This window comes from Nocardia sp. NPDC055321 (assembly GCF_053645575.1).
In genome coordinates, this window is the sequence record NZ_JBSHMS010000013.1 from 73,508 (window position 1) to 94,256 (window position 20,749).

11 protein-coding genes and 1 pseudogene are annotated in these 20,749 nt (G+C 65.2%); 6 read left to right on the top strand and 6 right to left on the bottom strand.

The annotated features are described in order from the left end of the window. Window positions 1-2 precede the first annotated feature (2 nt). On the bottom strand, window positions 3-1,376 hold the full coding sequence (locus tag ACWIGI_RS21685; RefSeq protein WP_454204240.1) for a CoA transferase: 1,374 nt from the start codon (window positions 1,374-1,376) through the stop codon (window positions 3-5). 34 nt (window positions 1,377-1,410) lie between these two features. On the opposite strand from ACWIGI_RS21685, the gene ACWIGI_RS21690 reads away from it, so the two are divergent. Continuing rightward, window positions 1,411-2,187, top strand: coding sequence for a thioesterase II family protein (locus ACWIGI_RS21690; RefSeq protein WP_454204241.1), 777 nt, complete (start codon window positions 1,411-1,413; stop codon window positions 2,185-2,187). A 21-nt stretch (window positions 2,188-2,208) separates the two neighbouring features. Here ACWIGI_RS21690 and ACWIGI_RS21695 read toward each other — a convergent pair whose 3' ends face one another. After that, on the bottom strand, window positions 2,209-3,312 hold the full coding sequence (locus tag ACWIGI_RS21695) for a GGDEF domain-containing protein (protein WP_454204242.1): 1,104 nt from the start codon (window positions 3,310-3,312) through the stop codon (window positions 2,209-2,211). 274 nt (window positions 3,313-3,586) lie between these two features. Further along, window positions 3,587-3,823 (bottom strand): annotated as a pseudogene (locus tag ACWIGI_RS21700) (transposase); the annotation flags it as partial. A 350-nt stretch (window positions 3,824-4,173) separates the two neighbouring features. Between ACWIGI_RS21700 and ACWIGI_RS21705 the strand changes: the two are divergent. Next, on the top strand, window positions 4,174-6,240 hold the full coding sequence (locus ACWIGI_RS21705; RefSeq protein WP_454204243.1) for an N-6 DNA methylase: 2,067 nt from the start codon (window positions 4,174-4,176) through the stop codon (window positions 6,238-6,240). Window positions 6,241-6,257: 17 nt separating this feature from the next. Here the strand turns inward: ACWIGI_RS21705 and ACWIGI_RS21710 are convergent, their stop codons facing one another. Then, window positions 6,258-7,727 carry a serine/threonine-protein kinase gene (locus ACWIGI_RS21710; RefSeq protein ID WP_454204244.1) on the bottom strand — a complete coding sequence of 490 codons (1,470 nt, stop codon included), beginning with the start codon at window positions 7,725-7,727 and terminating at the stop codon, window positions 6,258-6,260. Window positions 7,728-8,025: 298 nt separating this feature from the next. Between ACWIGI_RS21710 and ACWIGI_RS21715 the strand changes: the two genes are divergently transcribed. Genes ACWIGI_RS21715 through ACWIGI_RS21730 form a run of 4 tightly spaced genes read left to right on the top strand, consistent with a single transcriptional unit; the run spans window position 8,026 to window position 17,604 of the window. Further along, window positions 8,026-9,594 carry a PD-(D/E)XK nuclease family protein gene (locus ACWIGI_RS21715; RefSeq protein ID WP_454204245.1) on the top strand — a complete coding sequence of 523 codons (1,569 nt, stop codon included), beginning with the start codon at window positions 8,026-8,028 and terminating at the stop codon, window positions 9,592-9,594. Window positions 9,595-9,604: 10 nt separating this feature from the next. Further along, complete coding sequence (locus ACWIGI_RS21720; RefSeq protein WP_454204246.1) at window positions 9,605-10,789, top strand: pPIWI_RE_Y domain-containing protein; 1,185 nt, start codon at window positions 9,605-9,607, stop codon at window positions 10,787-10,789. Beyond that, a complete protein-coding gene (locus ACWIGI_RS21725; RefSeq protein WP_454204247.1) occupies window positions 10,782-14,570 on the top strand; it encodes a pPIWI_RE_Z domain-containing protein in 3,789 nt (1,262 codons plus the stop codon). Before ACWIGI_RS21720 ends, ACWIGI_RS21725 begins: the two co-directional genes overlap by 8 nt. 13 nt (window positions 14,571-14,583) lie before the next feature. Then, entirely contained in the window at window positions 14,584-17,604 is a 3,021-nt protein-coding gene (locus ACWIGI_RS21730) for a pPIWI_RE module domain-containing protein (RefSeq protein WP_454204248.1), read from the top strand. Between the two features lie 654 nt (window positions 17,605-18,258). On the opposite strand, the gene ACWIGI_RS21735 is transcribed toward ACWIGI_RS21730, so the two are convergent. After that, window positions 18,259-18,636 (bottom strand): DUF2784 domain-containing protein, encoded by a 378-nt coding sequence (locus ACWIGI_RS21735; protein ID WP_454204249.1) that lies wholly within the window; start codon window positions 18,634-18,636, stop codon window positions 18,259-18,261. Between the two features lie 477 nt (window positions 18,637-19,113). Continuing rightward, entirely contained in the window at window positions 19,114-20,577 is a 1,464-nt protein-coding gene (locus tag ACWIGI_RS21740; protein ID WP_454204250.1) for an SDR family NAD(P)-dependent oxidoreductase, read from the bottom strand. Window positions 20,578-20,749: the final 172 nt, after the last annotated feature.

Genomic DNA, 20,749 nt, shown 5'->3' on the forward strand with positions numbered 1-20,749 from the left:
GGCTACTGAAAACCGGCCGGTCGGACTGTCCAGGTCGGGGTGTGTGTGCCATATTGCGAAGCAGGCCACGGATGGTCCGGATACTCGCGCAGCGCCGGCGTCGCGGTGGTTATGCCGTGGTGGGTGCTGGTGTAGGCCGCCGAGGGCGGGTCGGCGGGTGGGTGATCGGGTGTGCGGCCGGGTGCCGACAGCAGCCAGGAACCCGTCCGGGCCAGGGCAACTCGCACGTCACGGCCGTGTCCATCGCACCGGCGGGCGGTCAGCGCGTCCAGGATCCCGGCGGCCAGCAGGTACCCGCTCGCGTGATCCAGGGCCTGCGCGGGCAGGGCCCCGGGTGGGTGTCCGGCGCCGGAATTGCGCTGTGCGCCTTCGATAAGTGATATTCCGGACGCGGCTTGCACAATACTGTCGAAACCGCGGCGGTCACCCCACGGACCGGCTTCGCCCCACGCCGAAACTCGGCCGTGCAGAATTCCGGGGCGAATTCTACTCGCGTCCAACCCGGCTCGTTTCAAAGCGCCCGGTCGGTAACCTGTAATCAATACGTCCGCATTGCTCAGCAATTCCTGTAATTCGGACCGGTGGGTGCGCAAATCGACCAGTGCGGAACGCTTTCCCTGGCAGGTGTCCAGAAACTGCCACTCGATCTCGGGCAGCCACGGCGGATCCACCCGCAGCACGTCCGCACCGAGCAGCGCCAGGGCGCGCGTGGCGACCGGACCTGCGATGACGCGCGTCAGATCGAGTACCCGGACACCGAGCAGTGGATGCATTTGCGTTGCCGCAGAATGGGATTGGATCATGACAAGATCATCCCGCCGGTGCGTGGCGACCAGCGGGCCCGCGGCGGCCGCACGCCCCTGCGCGGTGGCGGCCCATTCGCCTTCGGTGCGCACCCCGGCCACGATGGCCCCCAATTCCGCGGCGCGCTCCTCGATAACATCGGCGGGCAGCGCGGCGATGCGCGCGGCGACCGCGGCCCGGTCCGCGGTATCGGGCAGGTCCAGCACCCTTAACAGCTTCGCTCGATGGTGCGGATAATTGGCGTGCGTTCGCAACCAGCCATTCGCACACTCGAAGAAGCCCGAGAATTCGGCGAAGGCGTTCACCGGCGTGCCGCCGTCCCGGAAGAGCCGGTCGCTCTGGAACGCCGCGGCCACCCGCGCCGGGTCGAGGACGCTGTGCGATGGGGGTAGTCCCAGGGCGACCCGCCACCGATCCGCCGCGGCGGCGAAGCTCGCCACCGAACCACCGGCGAGTGCCCAGACGGGCAGCGTCGCAGCCAGATTCGCGCCCGGATCGACGGCGGGCATACTCGACTCCGGCACCCCCGCGGCGGACTCGTACTCTCGGACCAGGGCTGCGTAGGCGCTCACGACAGCGACACTAATACTCGAAGGAGAACCCGCCGTGGTGGCACATCTCACCGGCACACCCTGGTTGCGTGAGCTGCGACGCGACCTGATCGCGCGCACGGTCCTGGTGTGCTTCCCGCCCGGTGGCGGTGCGGTCACCGCCTATCGCTCACTCGCCGGGCTGATCGGTCCCGGCACAACGGTTTTCGCCGTCCAGTACCCCGGCCGCCAGGATCGCTACGCCGACGAGCCCGTCGGTGTCCTGACCGACCTGGCCGCCGCGATCGCCGATGATCTGCTGTCCTGGCCCGCCGGCACCCGCCCGGCCCTGTTCGGCCACAGCATGGGCGCGACCGTCGCCTACGAGACCGCCCGCCGCCTCGCCGACGCCGGTCGTGCTCCCGCCCATCTGTTCGTCTCCGGCCGGCCGGTGCCCGCCTACGCGGACCCGGGCCGCGTCCATCTCGGCACCGATGCCGACCTCATCGTCGAACTGGAACGCCTGGCCAACGACCCGGCCTCGGTCGCCATCCTGCGCGAGGAGCCGGGCCTGGCCGAGCTCGTCCTCCCCGCCGTCCGAGCCGACTACACGGCCGTCGAAACCTACCGCCACCGGCCGGGCGACCCGCTGCCCTGCCCGATCACCGCGCTCGTCAGCACCGAGGATCCGACCGTCACGGTCGAGCAGGCGGGGGAGTGGGCGAGCTATACGACCGCGGACTTCGACCTGGTGACGTTCCCCGGCGCGCACTTCTACCTGGACCTGCCCGACCAAACCCCGGCGGTCGCGAAGACCCTTACCGACCGCTTGGCCGCTGTTGAAAGCAGCTGACCGCGTCGGGATGCGGCGGGCCTAGCGCTGTTGCGCCGGGTTTGGGCCGTGGTGATGGCGCGGCGGCATGAGTTCGTCGACCACCACCAGATTTCCGCCGGCCTGTTTGGCCCGGTACATCGCCGCGTCGGCCGATTGCAGCAGCCGGTCGGCCGTCGGGCGCGGACATCGAGGGCAGGTCGTGGCGTCGAAGAGCGCCGCGCCGACACTCGCGGTGACCGTGGTGTCGGCCGGTTCGGCGACGACCTGACGCAGCCGCTCGGCCTCGGCGCGTGCGGCGGCCGCGGCGATCGGCAGCGCGACCACGAATTCCTCACCGCCCGTACGCGCTACGACCGCCTCGTCACCGGCGGCCTCTCGAAGCCGCCGCGCTGTGCGCACCAGCACGCGGTCGCCGACGCTGTGCCCCCAGGTGTCGTTGACGCTCTTGAATCGATCGAGGTCCAGGTACAGGACACAGACCGCGGAATGGCGTTCGACCAGCAAGGGCAGCCGCGTCTCGAGGCCCCGCCGATTCAGCAGTTCGGTCAGCGGGTCCGCCAGCGATTCGATGCGCAGCAGCCAGTACAGGATCTTGAACGCCGGCAGCGCGGTAATCGCCGCGAGCAGCAGCAGCGCGACCGCGACGGCCAGGCGGACATCCTCGCCGCCGGTGGCGATCCGCACCGAGAACAGCGTCACCGACAGCACCGACCACGCCGAATGCGCGAGCAGGGCCGGGGCGCCGTGGAAGACGCACAGGTAGCTTCCGGTGACCACGAGCAGCACCGTGCCCGTCGCCCCGAACAAGCGGTTCGGCACCTGCAGGAACTCGATCGTGAAAAGCACGTCGGCGCAACCGATCAGCACGAGCGACTCGATCCTGCTCGGCCACGGCAGCAGCCACCACCGCAACGCCCACGCGGTCCCCGCCACCACCCCGACCGTCGAGGGGATGCCGGGATGCCCGGGCGGTCCCACCGGCGTGCCCGCGATCACCGCGCCCATGACCGCGATCGCGGCCCCCGTGGTGCCGATCAAGATCTTGAGCGGGGTGAGGGCAGATCGGGCTCCCAGGGTGCGTACCAGCCAGTTGTAGTCGACTGCGTCGTGCCACCACGCCCGCAGTGTCCTGCTGTCACTCATCGACTCACCCTCGGTCCCGACCGCGTTGCCCGGTGTCGCTCGAACCGAGCGCTGACAACCGTCGACGTCTTACCGGCGCATCGGCGGCAACTCGGGTCGCCCTCAGTCATACCCGATGCGGACAAATGTGTCGTGAGGCACAACGGTGTGTCGGTGTCCGTCGTGGTTGGCGATCGCCCATCGGCCGCGGGGTGCGTGACTCGCCTATGTAATGGCCAGTCTGTGTCGGCGACGCGAGGTTCGGAGCCAGAACCCGGTCCACGAAATCACGACGAGTGCCGACGCGGGTGTCGAAGTCACGGTGGCGGTAATCGTTGCGTGAGTTGACGCGGTCGCCGCTGCGTTCGCCGTAGCCGGCGCCGCAGACGGTGTCGGCCTCGACGCTCATCAGGGTGTGAATGAAGGTGTACAGCAGCTCTCGCTGAAGGTCAGGCTGGCAGCGGCCAAGTTGCTCGGACAGCACGGTGCCGGGGTATATACGCTGAATATCGGTCGTCGCGTGGTCTTTCATTCTTCAGTGACTTTGGTCGGTCTCTTGAAGAATCATGCGATGACCACCCTCATGTCCGGGGATTGACCTGATCGGCCGAGCTAGGAGCTGCTACACCACTCTGCTGGACGCTCCCCTCGAGAAACCCTGATGCGGCCAGGCGCCTCCGAGAAAAGCGGAGAAACTTCACATGGTCGAGTCGAGGGACAATTCGCAGCTGATCCCTGTTGATCCAACACCTCGGCACCTGCGACATCCGACCATGCGCCAGCAGGTGGCAGTAGCTACGTCGAGCCGCAGCATGTGTATGTTAACTAAGTCAATAAATGCCGTACGATGTACGGTACGTACCCACTGCTCCGGAGAAGTTGATGTCTGAGCCCGACGCAATACCGGTGACGTTGGCCGAGATCGCCAGGATCGCTGGCGTGGGACGGGCCGCAGCTAGTAACTGGCGGCGGCGACACGACACCTTCCCCCAACCTATTGGCGGTACGGATGTCAGCCCACAGTTCTCCTTGACGGAGGTCGAGGTATGGCTTCAAGAGCAGGGCAAGCTTCTGAAGGTTGGCGCGAAGGAGCGCCTGTGGCCGCAGTTCGACGCCTTGGAGGATCGCGCCGAAACCGGTCGGGCGATCGCTGTGACAGCGTTGAAGCGAGAGCACCCCAATGTGGTCCTGGAGTGCGAACCGCAACTCTCGCTGTCGCAATCGGCTGTGCGAGTGGCACTTCAAGCCATCGACTTGGCGGAGCGGGAGGGGCCACAGGAGATCTTTGAGTTTCTGCTGGGGCGCTGGCTGGATACCCATGTGCGCCAGATCAGTTCTACTCCCGAACCGTTGGCGTGGTTGATGGCCGAGATCGCCGAGCATGTCCGCGGCGTCCGTGGAAGCGAGGTTCCGTGCACCGTGCTCGACCCGGCCTGCGGTTCGGGTGGTCTACTTCGCGCCGCGGCCGATGTCTGCCTCCGCGATAACGATGGTAGGGGCTCTGTGCGATTGGCGGGAGCGGAGAAGGATCCGGTTCTGGCAGCCTTGACTGCAGCGCGTTTATCCTTGACCTCGTTGGGAGCTAATGCGTCCCAGCCGTGTTCGGTGGATATCCGGACCGCCGACTCGCTGCGGGCGGATCCTCATAGTGACCTGCGGGCCGATCTCGTACTCTGCAACCCGCCATTCAACGAGCGGGACTGGGGATACGAGGAACTGGCAACGGATCCTCGCTGGGTGTACGGGCTTCCACCACGCACAGAACCAGAGTTGGCGTGGGTCGAGCACGCAGTGTCGAAGCTGCTCCCCGGCGGAGTCGCGGTGCTGTTGCTTCCTCCGGCCGTCGCGTCGAGAAAGGCGGGCCGGAGAATTCGCGGAGCCCTGTTGCGCACCGGTGTGCTACGGGCGGTCATCGCCTTGCCGTCAGGTTGTGCCCCGCCATACAGTGTGGCTCTGCAGCTGTGGGTGCTTCAGGCTGCCCGCCAAGGGCAGAGCGTCGGTGCAGTTCACTCGATTCGTCTGTTGGACGTCGACGACGTGGTGAAGGCTGCCGAAGGCATCGATTGGCATGCCCTGCGCGGCGAGGTTTTCGCGGCGATGGGCGAGAACGGTGTTGTGCCAGAACAGGATCCTGTGGAAAACCACGCGCCGCGACGGATCCGCGCCGTATCGCTCCCTGTGATCGATCTGCTCGACGAAGAAGTCGATCTCACCCCCGCGCGCCACATCCCGGTCAGACCGACCGGCAACGTCATCGAACTGCGAGACACCTGGGCGCGTATGTCAACATTGCTTGCAGAGGTGCAGGAGTCGGCGATCTCGTTGTCCTCCATCGGGTTGCGCGCGAAAGGGGACGAGCAGCCCGGAACGATTACGATCGGGGAATTAGCGCGAGCCGGCGCGCTGGTCGTCCACGTCGGACAGCTGCCGACGGAGAGCTACGTTCGAACCGGTGTGATCGGCAAGGGCGGAGTGCCTTACTTGACAGTGTCGGACCTGTTGATGGAAGGCAACCCGGGCGGCTGGGTTCCAGTGCAACAGGTGGCAGATGCCGGGCTGACAGCAACGGAGCGGAACGATGTGATTGTGTCGGGAGTGACACGGGCGTTCAGCGCCTGGGTGGAGGATCGGACTACGACAGTGCTGGGACCGCAGTTGTATGCGCTGCGAGTGGATCCGGGGAAGCTGGATCCCTGGTTCCTCGCGGGTTGCCTGCGTGCGCCCGCGAATGGCCGTCAAGCCGGAACGCACACGTCGAGCTCTGCTCGGGTCGATATTAGGAAGCTGCAGGTTCTGCAGGTACCCCTCGCGGAGCAGCGTCGGTACGGTGAGGTCTTCCGCCAGGTGACGCAGTTCGAAGAAGCTGTTCGTGGGCTTGGCGACCTGGGCGTGATGCTCGTAGGGGAGCTCGGCAACAACCTGTCCGCGGGGCGTCTGTCGCCGAGCTGAACCTGCGCCGGGTTGTGTCAGTCGTTATCGGTGGTGTAACCAGATTCGGTCAAATTGGTGTCGAGTTCGCGGCAGATCGCACGGACCATTTCGGCGTCCTGCTCGGGCAGAGCTTCGGCCGCCGCGACAGTTTCGCGCAATGTTTCGACGGCGAGATCGACCTCCCCGAATGGCAGACGGCATTCGGCCACTCGCAAACGACAGATCAAGGCCGCCGCCTGATCTCGTGGATCGCGGCTGTGTGACAGGTCGTCAGACATTTGCTGATACAGCGGGGCTGCGCGGCCGCAATCGCCCAGTATGCGCAATCCCTCGGCGGCCAAACGCCAGACGCGTCGAACCAGCGGTCGGCCCGGTCCCCACTCCCTCCTTGCCACCACCGCGATCTCCGCCAGCCGGGCCACCGCGGCGCCGGGCTCGAACGCGGCCAGCTCGCGCTCCGCATCATCGCAATCCTGCTCGACGAGGCGCACCTTCAACCAGCCCGAGGATTCCGGCCGACGTGGTTGCGTCACCGCAGATCCGCCGAGAGGCGGGTCTTCCGTATCGCTTTGCGAGATTCGATACGGCAGCGTCGGGTCGGGTTCCAAACGCGGGACGGGTGCGGGCGAACCTGGCGCCGGCAAATGGGGCCGAAGCCCGCGCTGAATCTCTGCCATGTCCGGTCGTCCGTCCGGAATCTTGGTGAGCATCTCCTGTACGAGCTCATCGAGCTCGGGCGGCACCTGCGGCGCGAACACATCCAAGGGGAACGGAAGCTTGTCCAAATGCTGGCCCTGTAGTCCGCCGTGCTCCTCGAGGAACGGTGTCCGGCCCGTGAGCAATTCGTAGCAGACGCAGCCAAGCGCGTAGCTGTCGGTCTTGGGAACGACCATATCTCCGCGAATTTGCTCTGGCGCTTGATATCCGGGACTGCCCAGACTGGAGCCGTGCTGCGTATACCGTGTCACGGAGGCGCCGAGCGGCCTGGCGATTCCGAAGTCGAGCAGCATCGCGATCCCCCGTGCGGAGATGATCACGTTCTGCGGCTTGAGGTCTCGATGCACCACAGGGCGTTCGTGCGCGCATTCCAGTGCGGACGCGATCTGCATCGCGATGGCGACGGCCGGTCCGACGGTGAGCGGGCGGTACCGCGCCAGGAAGTCGTTGAGTGGGGTGCCGTCGATGAACTGCATGACCAGGTAAGGCGTGCCCTCGTGGTTGCCTTCATCGTACAGGCGAGGGATGCCAGGATGGTCGATTTGGCCCAGCAGGTTGCCCTCGCGCCTGAACCGCTTGCGCATGATGGCGAGTTCTTCCGAGCGGTAATGCGTGTCGATACCGCTCATGAGTTCATCGGCAGGGCTGAGGAACTTGATGGCGACCACGTCATCGTTCTGAATGTCCATGGCTCGCCACACCTCTGCCATGCCCCCCTTCCCCGCTCGCGATTCCAGTCTGTACCGGCCGCTGACCAGCACATCACGCTGAATCTCCCGCGTTCGCATTGTTATCCCTCCGACCAGCTATTCCGGTCTCAGATCCCGGTCTGTGAATGACTCTAGCAACAAAGCATCTATGGACTATGTTCACATCGTATGTCACCATCGTGTATCCGCCCGATCTGCAGGGGAGTACTCGATGACCGATTGGCCGCGCCCGAGTGGAACTCAGGGAGACGTGTGGCTAGTGCGGGCAAGCAGCGTCGCCGTCCGCGAGAATCCGAGGGACTGTCCGACGGCCGCAAGTGCTGCGCTGCGGCCGCTCCTGAAGTCTGATCCCGTTCCACCTCGTAGCTCAAAGGCATTGGAGGACTTCACTTTCGCGCCAATGATGGGTGGACTCGACCTGATCGAACACGACGGCTGGTCGCAGGCCGACGCCATTGCCGAGCTAATGCGCACCAAAGGAAAGTTTGACAGCAACCGCGCACCGGCACACCCATCTCTGCTCGAGTGGACCGTGCAGGCGATTCCGCGCTATCTCGCGGCCCGTGAGGCGGAGCAAGCGGAGCGCGAAGGTTCGGTCCCGCAGACGATTCCGATTCGATTCGAGTGGGCGGCGCTCTATGACCGCAACGGGGATCCGGATTCTCGTGGAGCCACCCGCTACGAGCGGTCGGTATGGGGCCGTCGCTACGGTTCGGCCGACGGATCTGTTCGCGATATATGGCTGCCGTCCATCAAAAGAGCGCGATCGAATCGGTCGGAAGCCGAGAAAGCTGCCGTGGCAGGCGTACTGGCCACGGGCGAGGTCTGTCCACGCCCGGGTTTCGAGCGTCCTTATCGGCCACTGCGCATCCAGCCACCCCTGCGGCCTGTACGGGTAAGAGCCTTCGGGTACGGATGCGGCGACAACAAGGTGGTGCCGATCCTGGATTGGGACCAGGACGAGGTACGTCGGCGCTACCGCGAATACGCGGCACCGGCATTCGCGCGGGCGGTTGCGGGATCGGCAGCCGTCCCAGGCTCCAGCTGTATCAAATGCAAAGCCTTGGCGGGCTGTGTGACTTTGCCACGCACCCAAGGATTGTGGGGAGGGATCCCCGGTGAGATTAGGCGTCCCCGGCGCAGTCTCTCCGCGTGGGATCTGCGCCTCTACGGGCAATGCCCGGCCCGGTATCACCTGGTCCGCCAGCTCAACCTGACGTCGATGCGGCCGGAGCCTGTCTCGGCGGTGCGTGGCCGGGCTGTCGATGCCCGACTCAATGACCAGCACCGGAGCAGGCCGGTCGGTGGCTGCCGGACAGTCGCCTCGCCACCCGATCCGGACAACTGGTCGGCCGACGGTGTGGAACTTACCGGTCAGGCCGCGCGCGACGGCGCAGCCATGCTCGCCCAGCACGCGTGGCTATGCCCCGTCGACGGCTCGAAGTCCAACGAACGCTTCCTTGTCCAGCATCAATTGTCTTGTTACATACCGGAACTCGATGTCGTTGTGATCGCCACCCCCGATCTCTTATATACCCGTTCCGGCGGATGGGTCTGGCGCGAGACCAAGACAGCTGGCGGCAGGCTCTGGGAGGGAAGGTCGTTGTTACAGAACTATCCGCAGCTCGCCCTCGGGGTCCTGCTGCTGGCGGCGGGAGTGCTCGGCGGCGAACTCCGCCGGTCCCGAGTCGAACTCGAAGTGCTCTACCGCGATGACGGCACCCTGGAGGTACTCGATCCGAGTCGGTCGGCCGTCGTCGACGAAGCGCGGGATGTCATCGCCGGGCTCGCCGATCCGCTTTTGCGTGACGACTCGTACAACCCTGTGCCCGGACGCCACTGTCACGATTGCGAGGCCCGCCCCTGGTGCCGGACGGGCCGCGAATTCATCGACCGGAATCCATTGCCGGAGGAACAGCTTCCCCGCCCCGACGACGTGAGTTGAGGTCTCGCATATGCCATTACACGACACCCCCGAGGACTGGCTCGACCATGCCGACGTGCCGTTGCTGCGAACCATCGCGACCGCCGTGGTGAAGCTCGCCGATACCACTGGCCTGCAGTCGTTTTCGCTACCGTACGACGCCGAGGCGCAGCGCGCTGTGAACGGCATGGCACTGGCCTGCGTGCAGCAGCGAGCTCAGCCTCCGGCAAGCCTGCCCGACCTGCTCAGGTGGTGCCGAACCAGGCCGCTGGAGGATTGGCCGCTCGATCTGCCCGCGTCCGCGTTCGGACCGGACGACTATCTGATCGACAGGGAGTCGGGTGAGCCGACCCAGCTGTGTCACGAGTGGTGGGTCCAGGGGCGAGACAGCGCGGCCGCCCAATTCGACCGTAGAGTGGTACGTCGGGCGATGCAGCTGTGCCGTGATGCGTCCTCGCCCGAGTCCTACACCGCCTTTCGCCGACTGCTCGTCACGAAACCCGTGCTGACGAGCGTGGACCACTTCGAACTGGCCACCGATTTGATTCTAGAACCGGTCCGGGCATTGCTTGAGAACATCTACGAGCCGGTACCCGCCGGCTACCGGCGCGGTGGCGAATACCTCACCTGTCATCGCTGTCTGACCCTGTTGAGCCCCTTGGTCGATGGGGGCTGGTGGTGCGAACGAGACCAGTGTCGAAGCCGCGGTCCGGCGCCGCGCGGTCGCACGCTGACTGTGTCGGAGGTCGGCACGATCTATCAGCTGGTTCGCCCGTTGCGGCAGTTCGTCACCGGGCCGGGCCGGGCCGAGATCGAACTTGAGAAGCGCCTGCGGGCGCTGAATCTGGCCGTGGAGATGTGGCCGGGGTACGACGCCTACGACCTGCGGATAACCTTCCCCGACGGGCATGTGTGGGCGGTCGATGTCAAAGACTGGGCGCACCCGGGACTGCTGGGCCGGGCGGCCCGGATCGTGCGCGCCGAACCGCCCTATAACCAAGCGTGCTGGGTGGTACCGCAATACCGCATCGATCTCCGTCGCGACTACCTCAGTATCTACGCCCGCAGCCGCCCGGCGAAGGCTTGCGGGCTGCGATTGCTCAGCGACGATCAGCTCGTCGCCGCGGCTACCGCGCGATCGCGTGGAGTAGGCGGGCCCGCGGCGCAAATAAGCCCTGGCAACTCCGATTCCGATGAGGGAGCCGCTCATGCGTGACCGCCACACCTGGTATGCACCCGTCGTTGAAGCTCTGCGACCCTGGCCGGACGAATACGCGCAAATCAAACCCGCCGCACTGTGTCAGGTTGAGCTCGGACTGCGGCTCCTCGAACGCCTCGATCCGGACCGACCGGCCAATGGCGTCTGGCCGCTTCTGGGCGGCTATCCTTTCGCGGTTGCCGCCGGACTCGCCTCGGACGAACGATCACGGCAGTTGATCGTAAATGCCCGCCATCTACTGTGGACGTTGCGTCGAAACCGGCTGTGGCAGCAGGGTCTCGAGATGTACGACAGCTTGCCTGAGCGTCTTCGCGGCTACCGTATCGTGTCCGCCGATGCCCCTGCTCGTCGCATCGAACCGATGATCGCGGCTGGTCGTTTCGCCGTCTACGATGCCGCCCTCGAGTCGCTGCCCGCGCTGGACCGCAATCCGCTGCCGCTGGCCGCGGTCGGTACCAGTCGATTCGTGGACCGTCGCCGCAGAACTTCGGTCACTCTGCCCGAGGAACTGGTCCTGACCCCAGCAGCCGGACATGATCTCGAAGAAACCCGTAAGGCCGCGGGTGATCCCCTGACGGTGCCGCTGGCGGAACTCGCGGAAATCGCGAAGTGGATGGATACGACTGAGACCGAGCGGAATTTCCCCCGCCGTGGAAATTGGGAGAGCCGACTCGTCGATATGAAGCTGGATGCCCGTACCGACGACGGCCTGGGCTTCGCGAAGGCCTCGGCGCTCCGGCTGGACCGGCTGGTCCACCTCGTCGGAATGGTCGGCGCGGGCAAGAGCACGCTCATGACATTGATCGCGGTATGGGGTGCTCGGCAAGGCTTGCGGACCACATTGGTCGTCGGCGACGTCGCCGAGCAGCTCACACTGACCGCGCTCTTTCGGGCGCTGGATCTGTCCGCGGCTCCGGTTCTCGGACCGACCACACGGGAGCGTCATGTTCAGCGGCTGCACCGCAGAATCGCAGCCCGCAGTGGGCAGTCCTTGCTCATGCACGACGATCCAGGTTTCGTGGACTTGAGTACCGTGTGCGTCCTCGACGCGCAGCGTGGCCTCGATGCTAGGGAACCGCTGCGTTATGTCGACGCGCCTTGTACGGCGTTGCATCCCTTGCCCTCGAAGGGCGGTGTCACGGCGGAGACTTCGGAGGATGTCGGCCGTTACCGCGAAATCGATTCTGCGCCCAGCCCACAGCGCGACGAAGATGAGCTGGGCCGACGCCACGGTTGCCCGATCTGGAGTGGCTGTCCGCGGCACAGTTCCGCACGGGAACTCGTGAATGCCCTGATCTGGGTGGCGAATCCGGCGAGCCTGGTACAGACCGCCGTGCCACGGCATCTGAACGCGGAGCGGCTGCGGCACCTCGAATTAGCTTGTCTGCGCAGCGACATCGTGATTGTCGACGAAGCCGACCGGGTGCAGATGCAATTGGACGAGGCGTTCGCGCCCTCGGCGACGCTGGTGATGCGTGGTCCGGAGTCCTGGCTCGATCGACTGGATATGCACAAGATCGAGGAACTGGCCCGCCAAGGACGGCTGCCGTTGTCGGATCGCGACGTGGAACGGTGGGCCGCGGCCCTCGACGTCGTCAGCACGACCACCAACCGGCTCTACGCGATGCTGATCAATGATGAGAGTCTGCGCGACTGGGCGGAAATCGACTACTTCAGTGCGTGGACACTGCAGGAGAAGCTCCTGGCGGAGTGGTATCCGAGCACCGTGGGCGTTCGCGGCGAGGGTTCGATCGAGGCGTTGCAGGACGAGGCCGAATTGTTCAGCGTCGATGATGAAGAGGACGATTTCACTGTCGCGCAGGGTATTTCGGCCGACGCACAGAACGCTGACGTCCCGCCCTGGACGCAACGTCGGATCGTGGTCACCCGATTGCTCGACAGCTTCCGCGATGATCCGCTCGGCGATCACGGCCCTTACAACACCACCACTGATGATCTGGTGCGAGCCACTCAGGATCTGGTCCTTACTCTCGACGAGGGCGGCACACGGCGACGCGTCAAGGTTCTCCTGGCCGAATTACTCAGCGGTGCACCGGGTCTCGCGAAGGAAGACAATTGGCCCGCACCCATTCCACGCAAGGGCCGCGATCTCGTCCCCGCGGATATTCGTGCCAGTGAAGACTGGTACGACCGCACCGCCCAGCGGCTGGAATTCACACTGCTGCTTGCGGCCCTGCATCAGCGCCTGACCCGAGTCACTTTTCTGTGGCCTCAGGTCGAGGCCGCGCTCCATCTGGATGCGACCGATAACGAGCTCTCACGTCGTCCGCCATTGGATTACGCTCCGATCGTTCCCGAAGCGCCGATGGGCAATGTCCTCGGATTCCAATACCTGCCCGACGACCGGGACCGGACACCGGATATCGAGGGTCGCTGCACCGGCACTCTGCGTTTCTTTCGCTGCGCCGGAGTCGGTCGTGAACTGTTGCACGCGCTCCCTGATCTGGGTGCTGATCGCATCTCCGGACGGCCGGGGCCACACGTCTTGCTGATGTCGGGTACCAGCTGGGCGGGTACCTCGACTCGCGCGCATATCTTGGCTCCCGTTCAGGCGGTTCTCAAGCCGGACGACAAAGCAATCGCGGCCATTCGAGGCACAACGTTCCGGACGAACTTCCTCTACGACGAGCAAAATCGCCCCTTCACCCTGTCCGGGCAGGATCACGCGATCCGCAATGACGTGCTCAAACAACTTGTCAGCAAACTGGCACGGCCGGGCAGGGGCGGAACGCCGAGCCCGATCGAGGCGGAGCTCGCCCACATCGCGGATCCACGTCGCCGCCGGGCACTGCTGCTCGTTGGCAGCTATCGAGAGGCCGAAACGACCTTCGGCCTCCTGCACGAGATGCCGCGCTGGCGTGGCCGCGTGAAGGTGCTGGCGCGTGACGACGCCGACCTCGACGAGACGACCGACGAGGTGCTACGCGCACCCGACCGGCATCCGGTGGCGCTGCGACGAGGCGAGCTCGCCACGTTCGCGGAGGACGAGGAGGCAGAGTTGCTGATCGCGCCACTCATGGCGATCGAGCGTGGACACAATATCCTCAGTCCCGCACGGACACCCAACGAGGAGCGGGTCGCGGCTTTCGGGAGTGTTTTCTTCCTCGTTCGCCCGCACCCTCGCCCCGACGACCTGTCGCTCGCCATCTTCGCGATCAATGACTGGGTCACGCGCTTCGTCCGCAATCAGATTCCGCACCCGGAACACGGGACCTTCCACGAGATGGTCGGTAAGGCTGGCACTCTCGGTCACGCCGGACTCACTTTCCGGCACATCGCGCGTACGGAGTGGCTGCGGCTGCTCACACGGCGATACGTCTATTCGCGGCTGAGCGAAGCCGAGAAGCAATCCTTCGCGTGGGATCAGCTGGTCAGCATCTGGCAGGTCATCGGCCGACTCGTCCGCGGCGGGGTGCCCGCGCGAGTGGTCTTCGTCGATGCCGCGTTCGCCCCCGCGCTGGCCGAAGCACTCGCGCCCTCACCGATGGTCGATCAGTCACTCGGAATGGGCGACGAACCCGAGAAGAAGGTTCGCCGTCGCAAGCACGCCGCCGACGGTCTGCTTGCTCGTCTCCATGACGTTCTGGCACCGTACTTCGATCCGACAGCGAGCCCAGCCGATTTCGCGGAGCCGTCCGACCCGGCCTTGGTACGGATGCTGTACGAGCCGCTCTACGAGGCGTTGCGCGGGATGCAGATCCGGCCTGTGCCAACAGAATTGCCAATGCTCGATCCCTACACGCTCGACCCGTCCTGAAGGAGCCCCCACAGTGGGATTCAGCTACCAGAACATTCGCCGCGCCGCGTATCGCCTCGATTCCGACGCGACCCAGTGGACCGGCGACTATCGGGCGCTGCCCTTTCCCGAACACGCCCGCGAAAGTCTGCTGAAACTGTGCAACCACGGTCGAGACGAGAATGGCGGCACGCTGTATCGAACAGTGCCCACCTACCGTTTGGATGGGGTACTGCAGAGCTTGGCCCCGGATCTGGTCGTGCGCAGCCGTTCCACGGCATTTTCCGGTCCAGGCGCACCGCCGGGAGACTTCTGGCTGTATGTACCCGCTGATCTTCCCGACCCCTTGCCTACACGAACCATGCACCAGCTGTTCGCGGCTTGGCTGACCGACCTGGGTCGGCCTGCCGGCCGGCCTGCCGCGTCATCCAGGAGGCAAGACCTGCTGCTTGAGACCCTCGCCGAGCTTGAGGCATCGCCACCGCTCTGGCAGCCCGTCCACGTCGATCTTCTCGGCTGCCCGGTGAGCGAGGGGGGAACAGCTGCACCGGCCTCACGGCAGTATCAGCTCGCCACCGATGCCCTCGCCCGGCGGATCACTGCGCTCGACCCTTACGACTTCGGTATCGGCACACTGCGTTTCCGGGCCGTTCCACGCGGTCCTCGCCAGCGCGGTGCGGAGCTGATGTCTCAACCCATCCCACAAGACGTCAAGGGCAAGACCTGGTGGTTCTCCATCACGATCAACATCTCGCTGCACACGGTGCCATGGGAGCCACTGCCACGACTGCATTTGCACACCGGAGTGCGCCGCTGGGCCACCCATCCACGTGCCGATACCGGAAAACTCCGTCTCCCCTTCGGCCGTGCCACCAGCGTCTATCTCAGGCCGACCGTTCCCTGGCTCCCCGGAGCTCCCACTAGCGAGCGCTACGCGGTGGCCCGGCTGAACTACAACAGGGAGGCGCAGGCAATCGACTGGCAGGAAAACGGTCCGGCCGGCATCCTGCGCCGACTGACGCTGAGCCAATCGTTTCCAGATCCCGAACAGTTGCTGAGCGCGCCGGAGCAGTGGCTGAACGGTTCTGGTGTTCGCGGTGCTGTTGTCTACAGCAATCAGATGGGCGTGCACGGGATCGGTTCCGGACTCATGTCGCATCAGCGCTCGGTGATCACCGAATGGGCGGAGCAGGCCCTTCCCGACGGGCTCGTTCGAACGGAATTGTTGTCCCGCAGTGCTGTCGGCACTAGCAAACCCGCCAATGCCCGGCCCGCTGCGGAGCGGGCTGAGGAGATACGAGCCGCACACGCGCGTCGTGGAGCCCTCGCGGCAGCGGTCGTCCGGATGCGGTCTGCGGACCTGGAAGCAGTGCTCGACGGACCCCCGGTCTTCGAAGCCAGATTGCTGTGGCAAACGGCAACTTCACGCCGGGCCGCGATCACCGGGCTCGCCGAAATCCTTGGCCTTGAGGAGAAGAACGGCGCGCCAACGTTCGATGACGGCAGCCCCCAGGTTGTGGAAGCGGTTTTCGACACTGCCGGGCCGGGGAATGCGGTGGTGTATGAGTGGCGTACACCGGAACTTATCGTCAGGTTACGCTGCCTCCCGTTGTCCAGAGGACTTGCTGACAAGCTCGCACTCGATCCCAAGGTGCGACCGCGGAGCGTCGCCTTGACCGCCGCGATCGCGAGGCGCCGAGGCGAGCTCGCGAAATTCCTGAGCGACGACGGATCCGATCCTGGATCACCAACTCTTGCGCTGGTCGAGATCGCACATCGCAGTACCTTCCGCCCCGCGACCACCGACCCGAAGTTCGTTATGCGACTCGGTTGCGCCGATGCCGGCGTTCTCACCCAGTTCGTCGTCGTTCCGTCCAATGCCAAGGGCGTGAAAACCGAGAAGAATGTCGATCACCGAGTCCGCTCGGGCTGGCTTGACGCGTTGCGGCAGTTCGGGGTCCGCGTGCTTCCGGAACACACCCTCGGTGGCAGCCTTCCCGAGGACCTGCGCTACGCCGCGATCTGGATGGTCAAGCGGCGCAAGGACGGCCCGACCCGGCTCCCCTTGCATCTGCCCGTCGCGGTCTTGATGACTCCGATGCCGGACGACTCGGGTCGAGTGCAGGTTCAGGGCTGGGACGATGATACGAAAAGCTGGACGCCATACCCGAAATTCCTTCTGGGACTGGTAAAAAAGGCCGAGGTATCCGGTGTGGAAGTGTCAGCCGGGCAGTGGATCACCAGTGTCGATTGGCGCAAGAACATGGATCAGCAGCGCAAGGAGACAGCCAGCTTCCTCCAGCGGGTGCTGTTCTCGCTGCGCGATCAGTCCACCGTGCTGATCGCGCACTCCCAGAACAGCCGCCAACACTGGCCCTGGCTTCAGGATGGCAACACCGTCGTGGACCTCATCAAGACCGGCCATGCCCCGCCGGCCACACTCGACCCTAATCTGCGGCTTGTACGGATTCGCGGCGGCGCTGGGCGAGAGACCCCACAGTGGTGGGGTACTGGCAGGCCCGACGGCATCAACGGCCTGCCCGCAGGTTTGTGGAAACTGCCTACCACGACCGGTGCCGACCTACGGGTCTTCTATAGCACCACCGAAAAGGCCAGTCAGTTCAAGAAGTCCGCCGTAAGTGCCAATCGCCTGGCCCCGCGAGCGATGGCAGGAAGCGGCAACAACTGGACCATCGACGCGGACAAACCCGCATGGAATCCCTCGCTGGTGGAAATCGCGGTTTTCGGTTGCCACCCAACCGCCGAGGAGAACAATGCCGGGGACGATCCAGAAGCTCTCGCCCTTGCCATGCACCAGCTGCGCCAGGCCCCAGACTATTTGGACGCCCTCTCCCTCCCCTTACCACTGCACCTCGCGGGATTGGCTCAGGCGTATGTCCTTCCGATGCTAGCCACGGATGAAGACTTCGACGACCCCGACATCGAGAACGAAAACGACACCATCTCCGACGACCTCGACCCGGATCTGGCAAGCGCGCCCGGTCTGGCGCACGAGCCAGACCCCGATGAACAACCGGCCCTGTCGATTTCGTAATCTCGCACCGGTTCTTCATGCGCTGCCGCAGCGATTTGACCACCAGAATGTGACCTCTGGCTGCTCCGTCCGGATCGAGGCAACTGGCAGTCGAAGGCTGGTCAACGCGAGGTGAGCATTGGTGTGGCGGAGAGCATTAAGACTTGTTGATACCCGCTGCCACGCTCCCGTCACACTCGAACCACGGGAGCGTGGTAACCCTCTGCTCGGACCACACGGCACTTCTCCAGATTCACTCCTAGACGGCACTCGGTTGACTCCACCTAGGTACCAAGAGCTGTCGAAACGCAGAGGGGATACCCAGCGCCGGGGAATTCCTCTGGCACCGTCCGTATGGCTGCCCGGACGCTACTTTGCCGACTGTCGCTACCGACCGTGTGCGATTCGATCTATCAAGTCGCCCTGCCGAGGAATAGCTGGTCGGTCAGATCAGAAGTGTTTTCAATCTTGCCAAGAACTTGCCAAGATAACCCCGAACGGGCCGGACCCGACGGCACAGGACGGACGAGACGCCTCGGGAACACCACCGATCAGTGACGACTCGGCACGCAGAACCCTCTGTCGGCTGCCGATGCCCGAACTCTGGATCACGGTTCATGGCATAGGGGGACCGACTAGTGGTTCTAACTGGGCAAACATTCCCACGGTTGCCGCTTATGTGGTGGCCCGGTCGTGTCGGCGGCGCGAGGTTCGGAGCCAGAACCCGGTCCATGAGATGACCACGACCGCGGCCACCAGCGCCCGAACCAGTTCGAGGGCGTTCTCGGGGTAGATCACGCCGGTGATGTAGTGGTCGATGAACCCGCTCGGAGGTAGGCCGGCCTCGCCGGCCTGTTCGCGGGACCAGTTCTCCAAATCGGTTAACGGGCAATCGATTCCGATCAGGACCATGCTGAATCCCCAGCCGAACGCTGCCAGGTGCAGCCAGATCGTCCGGGGCCACCGCCACGCGATGAATCCGCCGACCACCACGTAGGCGACGAAGATGAAGTGCACGCCGGCGGTGACGTCCGCGAGCAGCCGGAAGAACATGTTCCCAGGATAGATGCACCGTCAACGAACCATTCTCATACATACCAACACTTGGATATGCGCATCTATGCATTTACTGGCGGCGCGTTGTCCGCCTGCGAAGGGGGGCGTGACGCCCTGGGTACAGCATTCAAATCTGCTAGTGCAGAACGAAACTAGCTGATTCGGACGCTCCTGCGGCAATCGACACCGGCGACAGGAGGGTAGGGGAGTGGCCGCGCCGGCGTGATCGCTCTTGGGCGTGGAAGAGAGGTCGTCGCTGAGCAGGTCCTCTCGGCGAGGGAGGTTTGTGCAGGTCGAGGTGGTTGTGGGCGTGATCTGCGATTCTTCGGAGCGATCAGATACCTATACGTCAATATGCGCATCTAATTATGTATCTCACGTTTGCAACGTCAAACGCCCCAAACCCCACAAGGTCTAAAGACTGCCTTGAAAAAAGGGGGGTGGGGCGCCGGTGGCGTGATTACCGAAAGTTGGTTACCAGGCGGAGGATTCGTAGTCCTTGAGGAACACGCCGTACAGGTCGTCGCCGTCTTCACCGCGCACGATCGGGTCGTATACGCGGGCCGCGCCGTCGACCAGATCGAGAGGAGCGTGGAAGCCCTCCTCGGCCAGGCGGATCTTGGTGTAGTGCGGGCGCTCGTCGGTGATCCAGCCGGTGTCCACGGCGGTCATCAGGATGTTGTCGGCCTCGAACATCTCGCGGGCGCTGGTGCGGGTCAGCATGTTCAGGGCCGCCTTGGCCATGTTGGTGTGCGGGTGGCCGGCGCCCTTGTAGGCGCGGCCGAAGACGCCCTCCATGGCGGACACGTTCACGACGTACTTGCGGCGGCCGGCGGCCGCCGCCATCGCGGGGCGCAGGCGGGAGATGAGGATGAACGGTGCGACCGAGTTGCACAGCTGCACTTCGAGGAGTTCGGTGGCGTCGACCTCGCCGACGGTCTGGACCCAGCTGTTGGTGTGCGCGAGGTCGGGGACCAGGCCGCCCGCGTCGATGGCCACGCCGCGCGAAATGCGTTCGGGGGTGGCCGATCCCGCGATGAGGGCGAGGTCGGTGATGTCGGCGCCGGTGAGGGTCGGGGTCAGCGAGGCGGTGATGGAGGCGGGGTGGGCCTGCATGGTTTTGCCGAAGCTGATGACGTCGGGGAGTTCGCCGGCGGGCAGCGGGGCGTTCTCGGCTTCGACGAGGGCGCTGTAGGAGCCGGTGGAGCGGCGTACGGTCTGCGCGGCGTTGTTGATGAGGATGTCGAGCGGGCCCTGGGCGGCGACGTCGTCGGCGAGGGCGACGACCTGGGCCGGGTCGCGCAGGTCGATGCCGACGATGCGCAGGCGGTGCAGCCAGTCGGCGCTGTCGGGCTGTGCGGCGAAGCGGCGGATGGCGTCGTTGGGGAAGCGGGTGGTGACGGTGGTGTGGGCGCCGTCGCGCAGCAGGCGCAGGGCGATGTACATGCCGATCTTGGCGCGGCCGCCGGTGAGCAGGGCGCGCTTGCCGGACAGGTCGGTGCGGGCGTCGCGTTTGGCGTGGCTGCGGGCGGCGCATTCGGGGCAGAGCTGGTGGTAGAAGGCGTCGACGCGGGTGTATTTCTGCTTGCAGATGTAGCAGGGTCGCGCGCGCAGCAGGGTGCCGGCGGTGCCGCTGTCGGTGACCGAGCCGCTGATGGGGATGCCCGCGGTTTCGTCGTCGATGCGGTTGGGGGAGCCGGTGGCGGTGGCGGCGATGACGGCTTTGTCGGCGGCGGAGATGGTGTCGCGGGCGGCGATGCGGCGGCGCTGCTTGAGTTTTTTGAACATGTGCCCGACGGCGCGCTGGACGGTGACCGAGTCGGGGTGGTCCTTGTCGAGTTCGGCGGCGTGTTCGAGGACCCGGAGGCAGATGGCCAGTTCGTCGGGGTCGATGGCCGTGTTCTCGAGAGTCTGGTCCAGTGCGGTGTGCTCGGCCATCGGTACGGGTGGGGTCCTTCGTGGGGGTTGCGGGTGAGGTTCCATTGTTGCATCGCGGGGTTGGTGGTTTTGACCGGCGGTGGGTGGTCGCGATGGCGGTCACAGTCGGTGTGTGGGTCCCGAACGTGCGCGCACCCCGCCGGTTTCGGGGCGGGGTGCGGTGGTGGCGGGT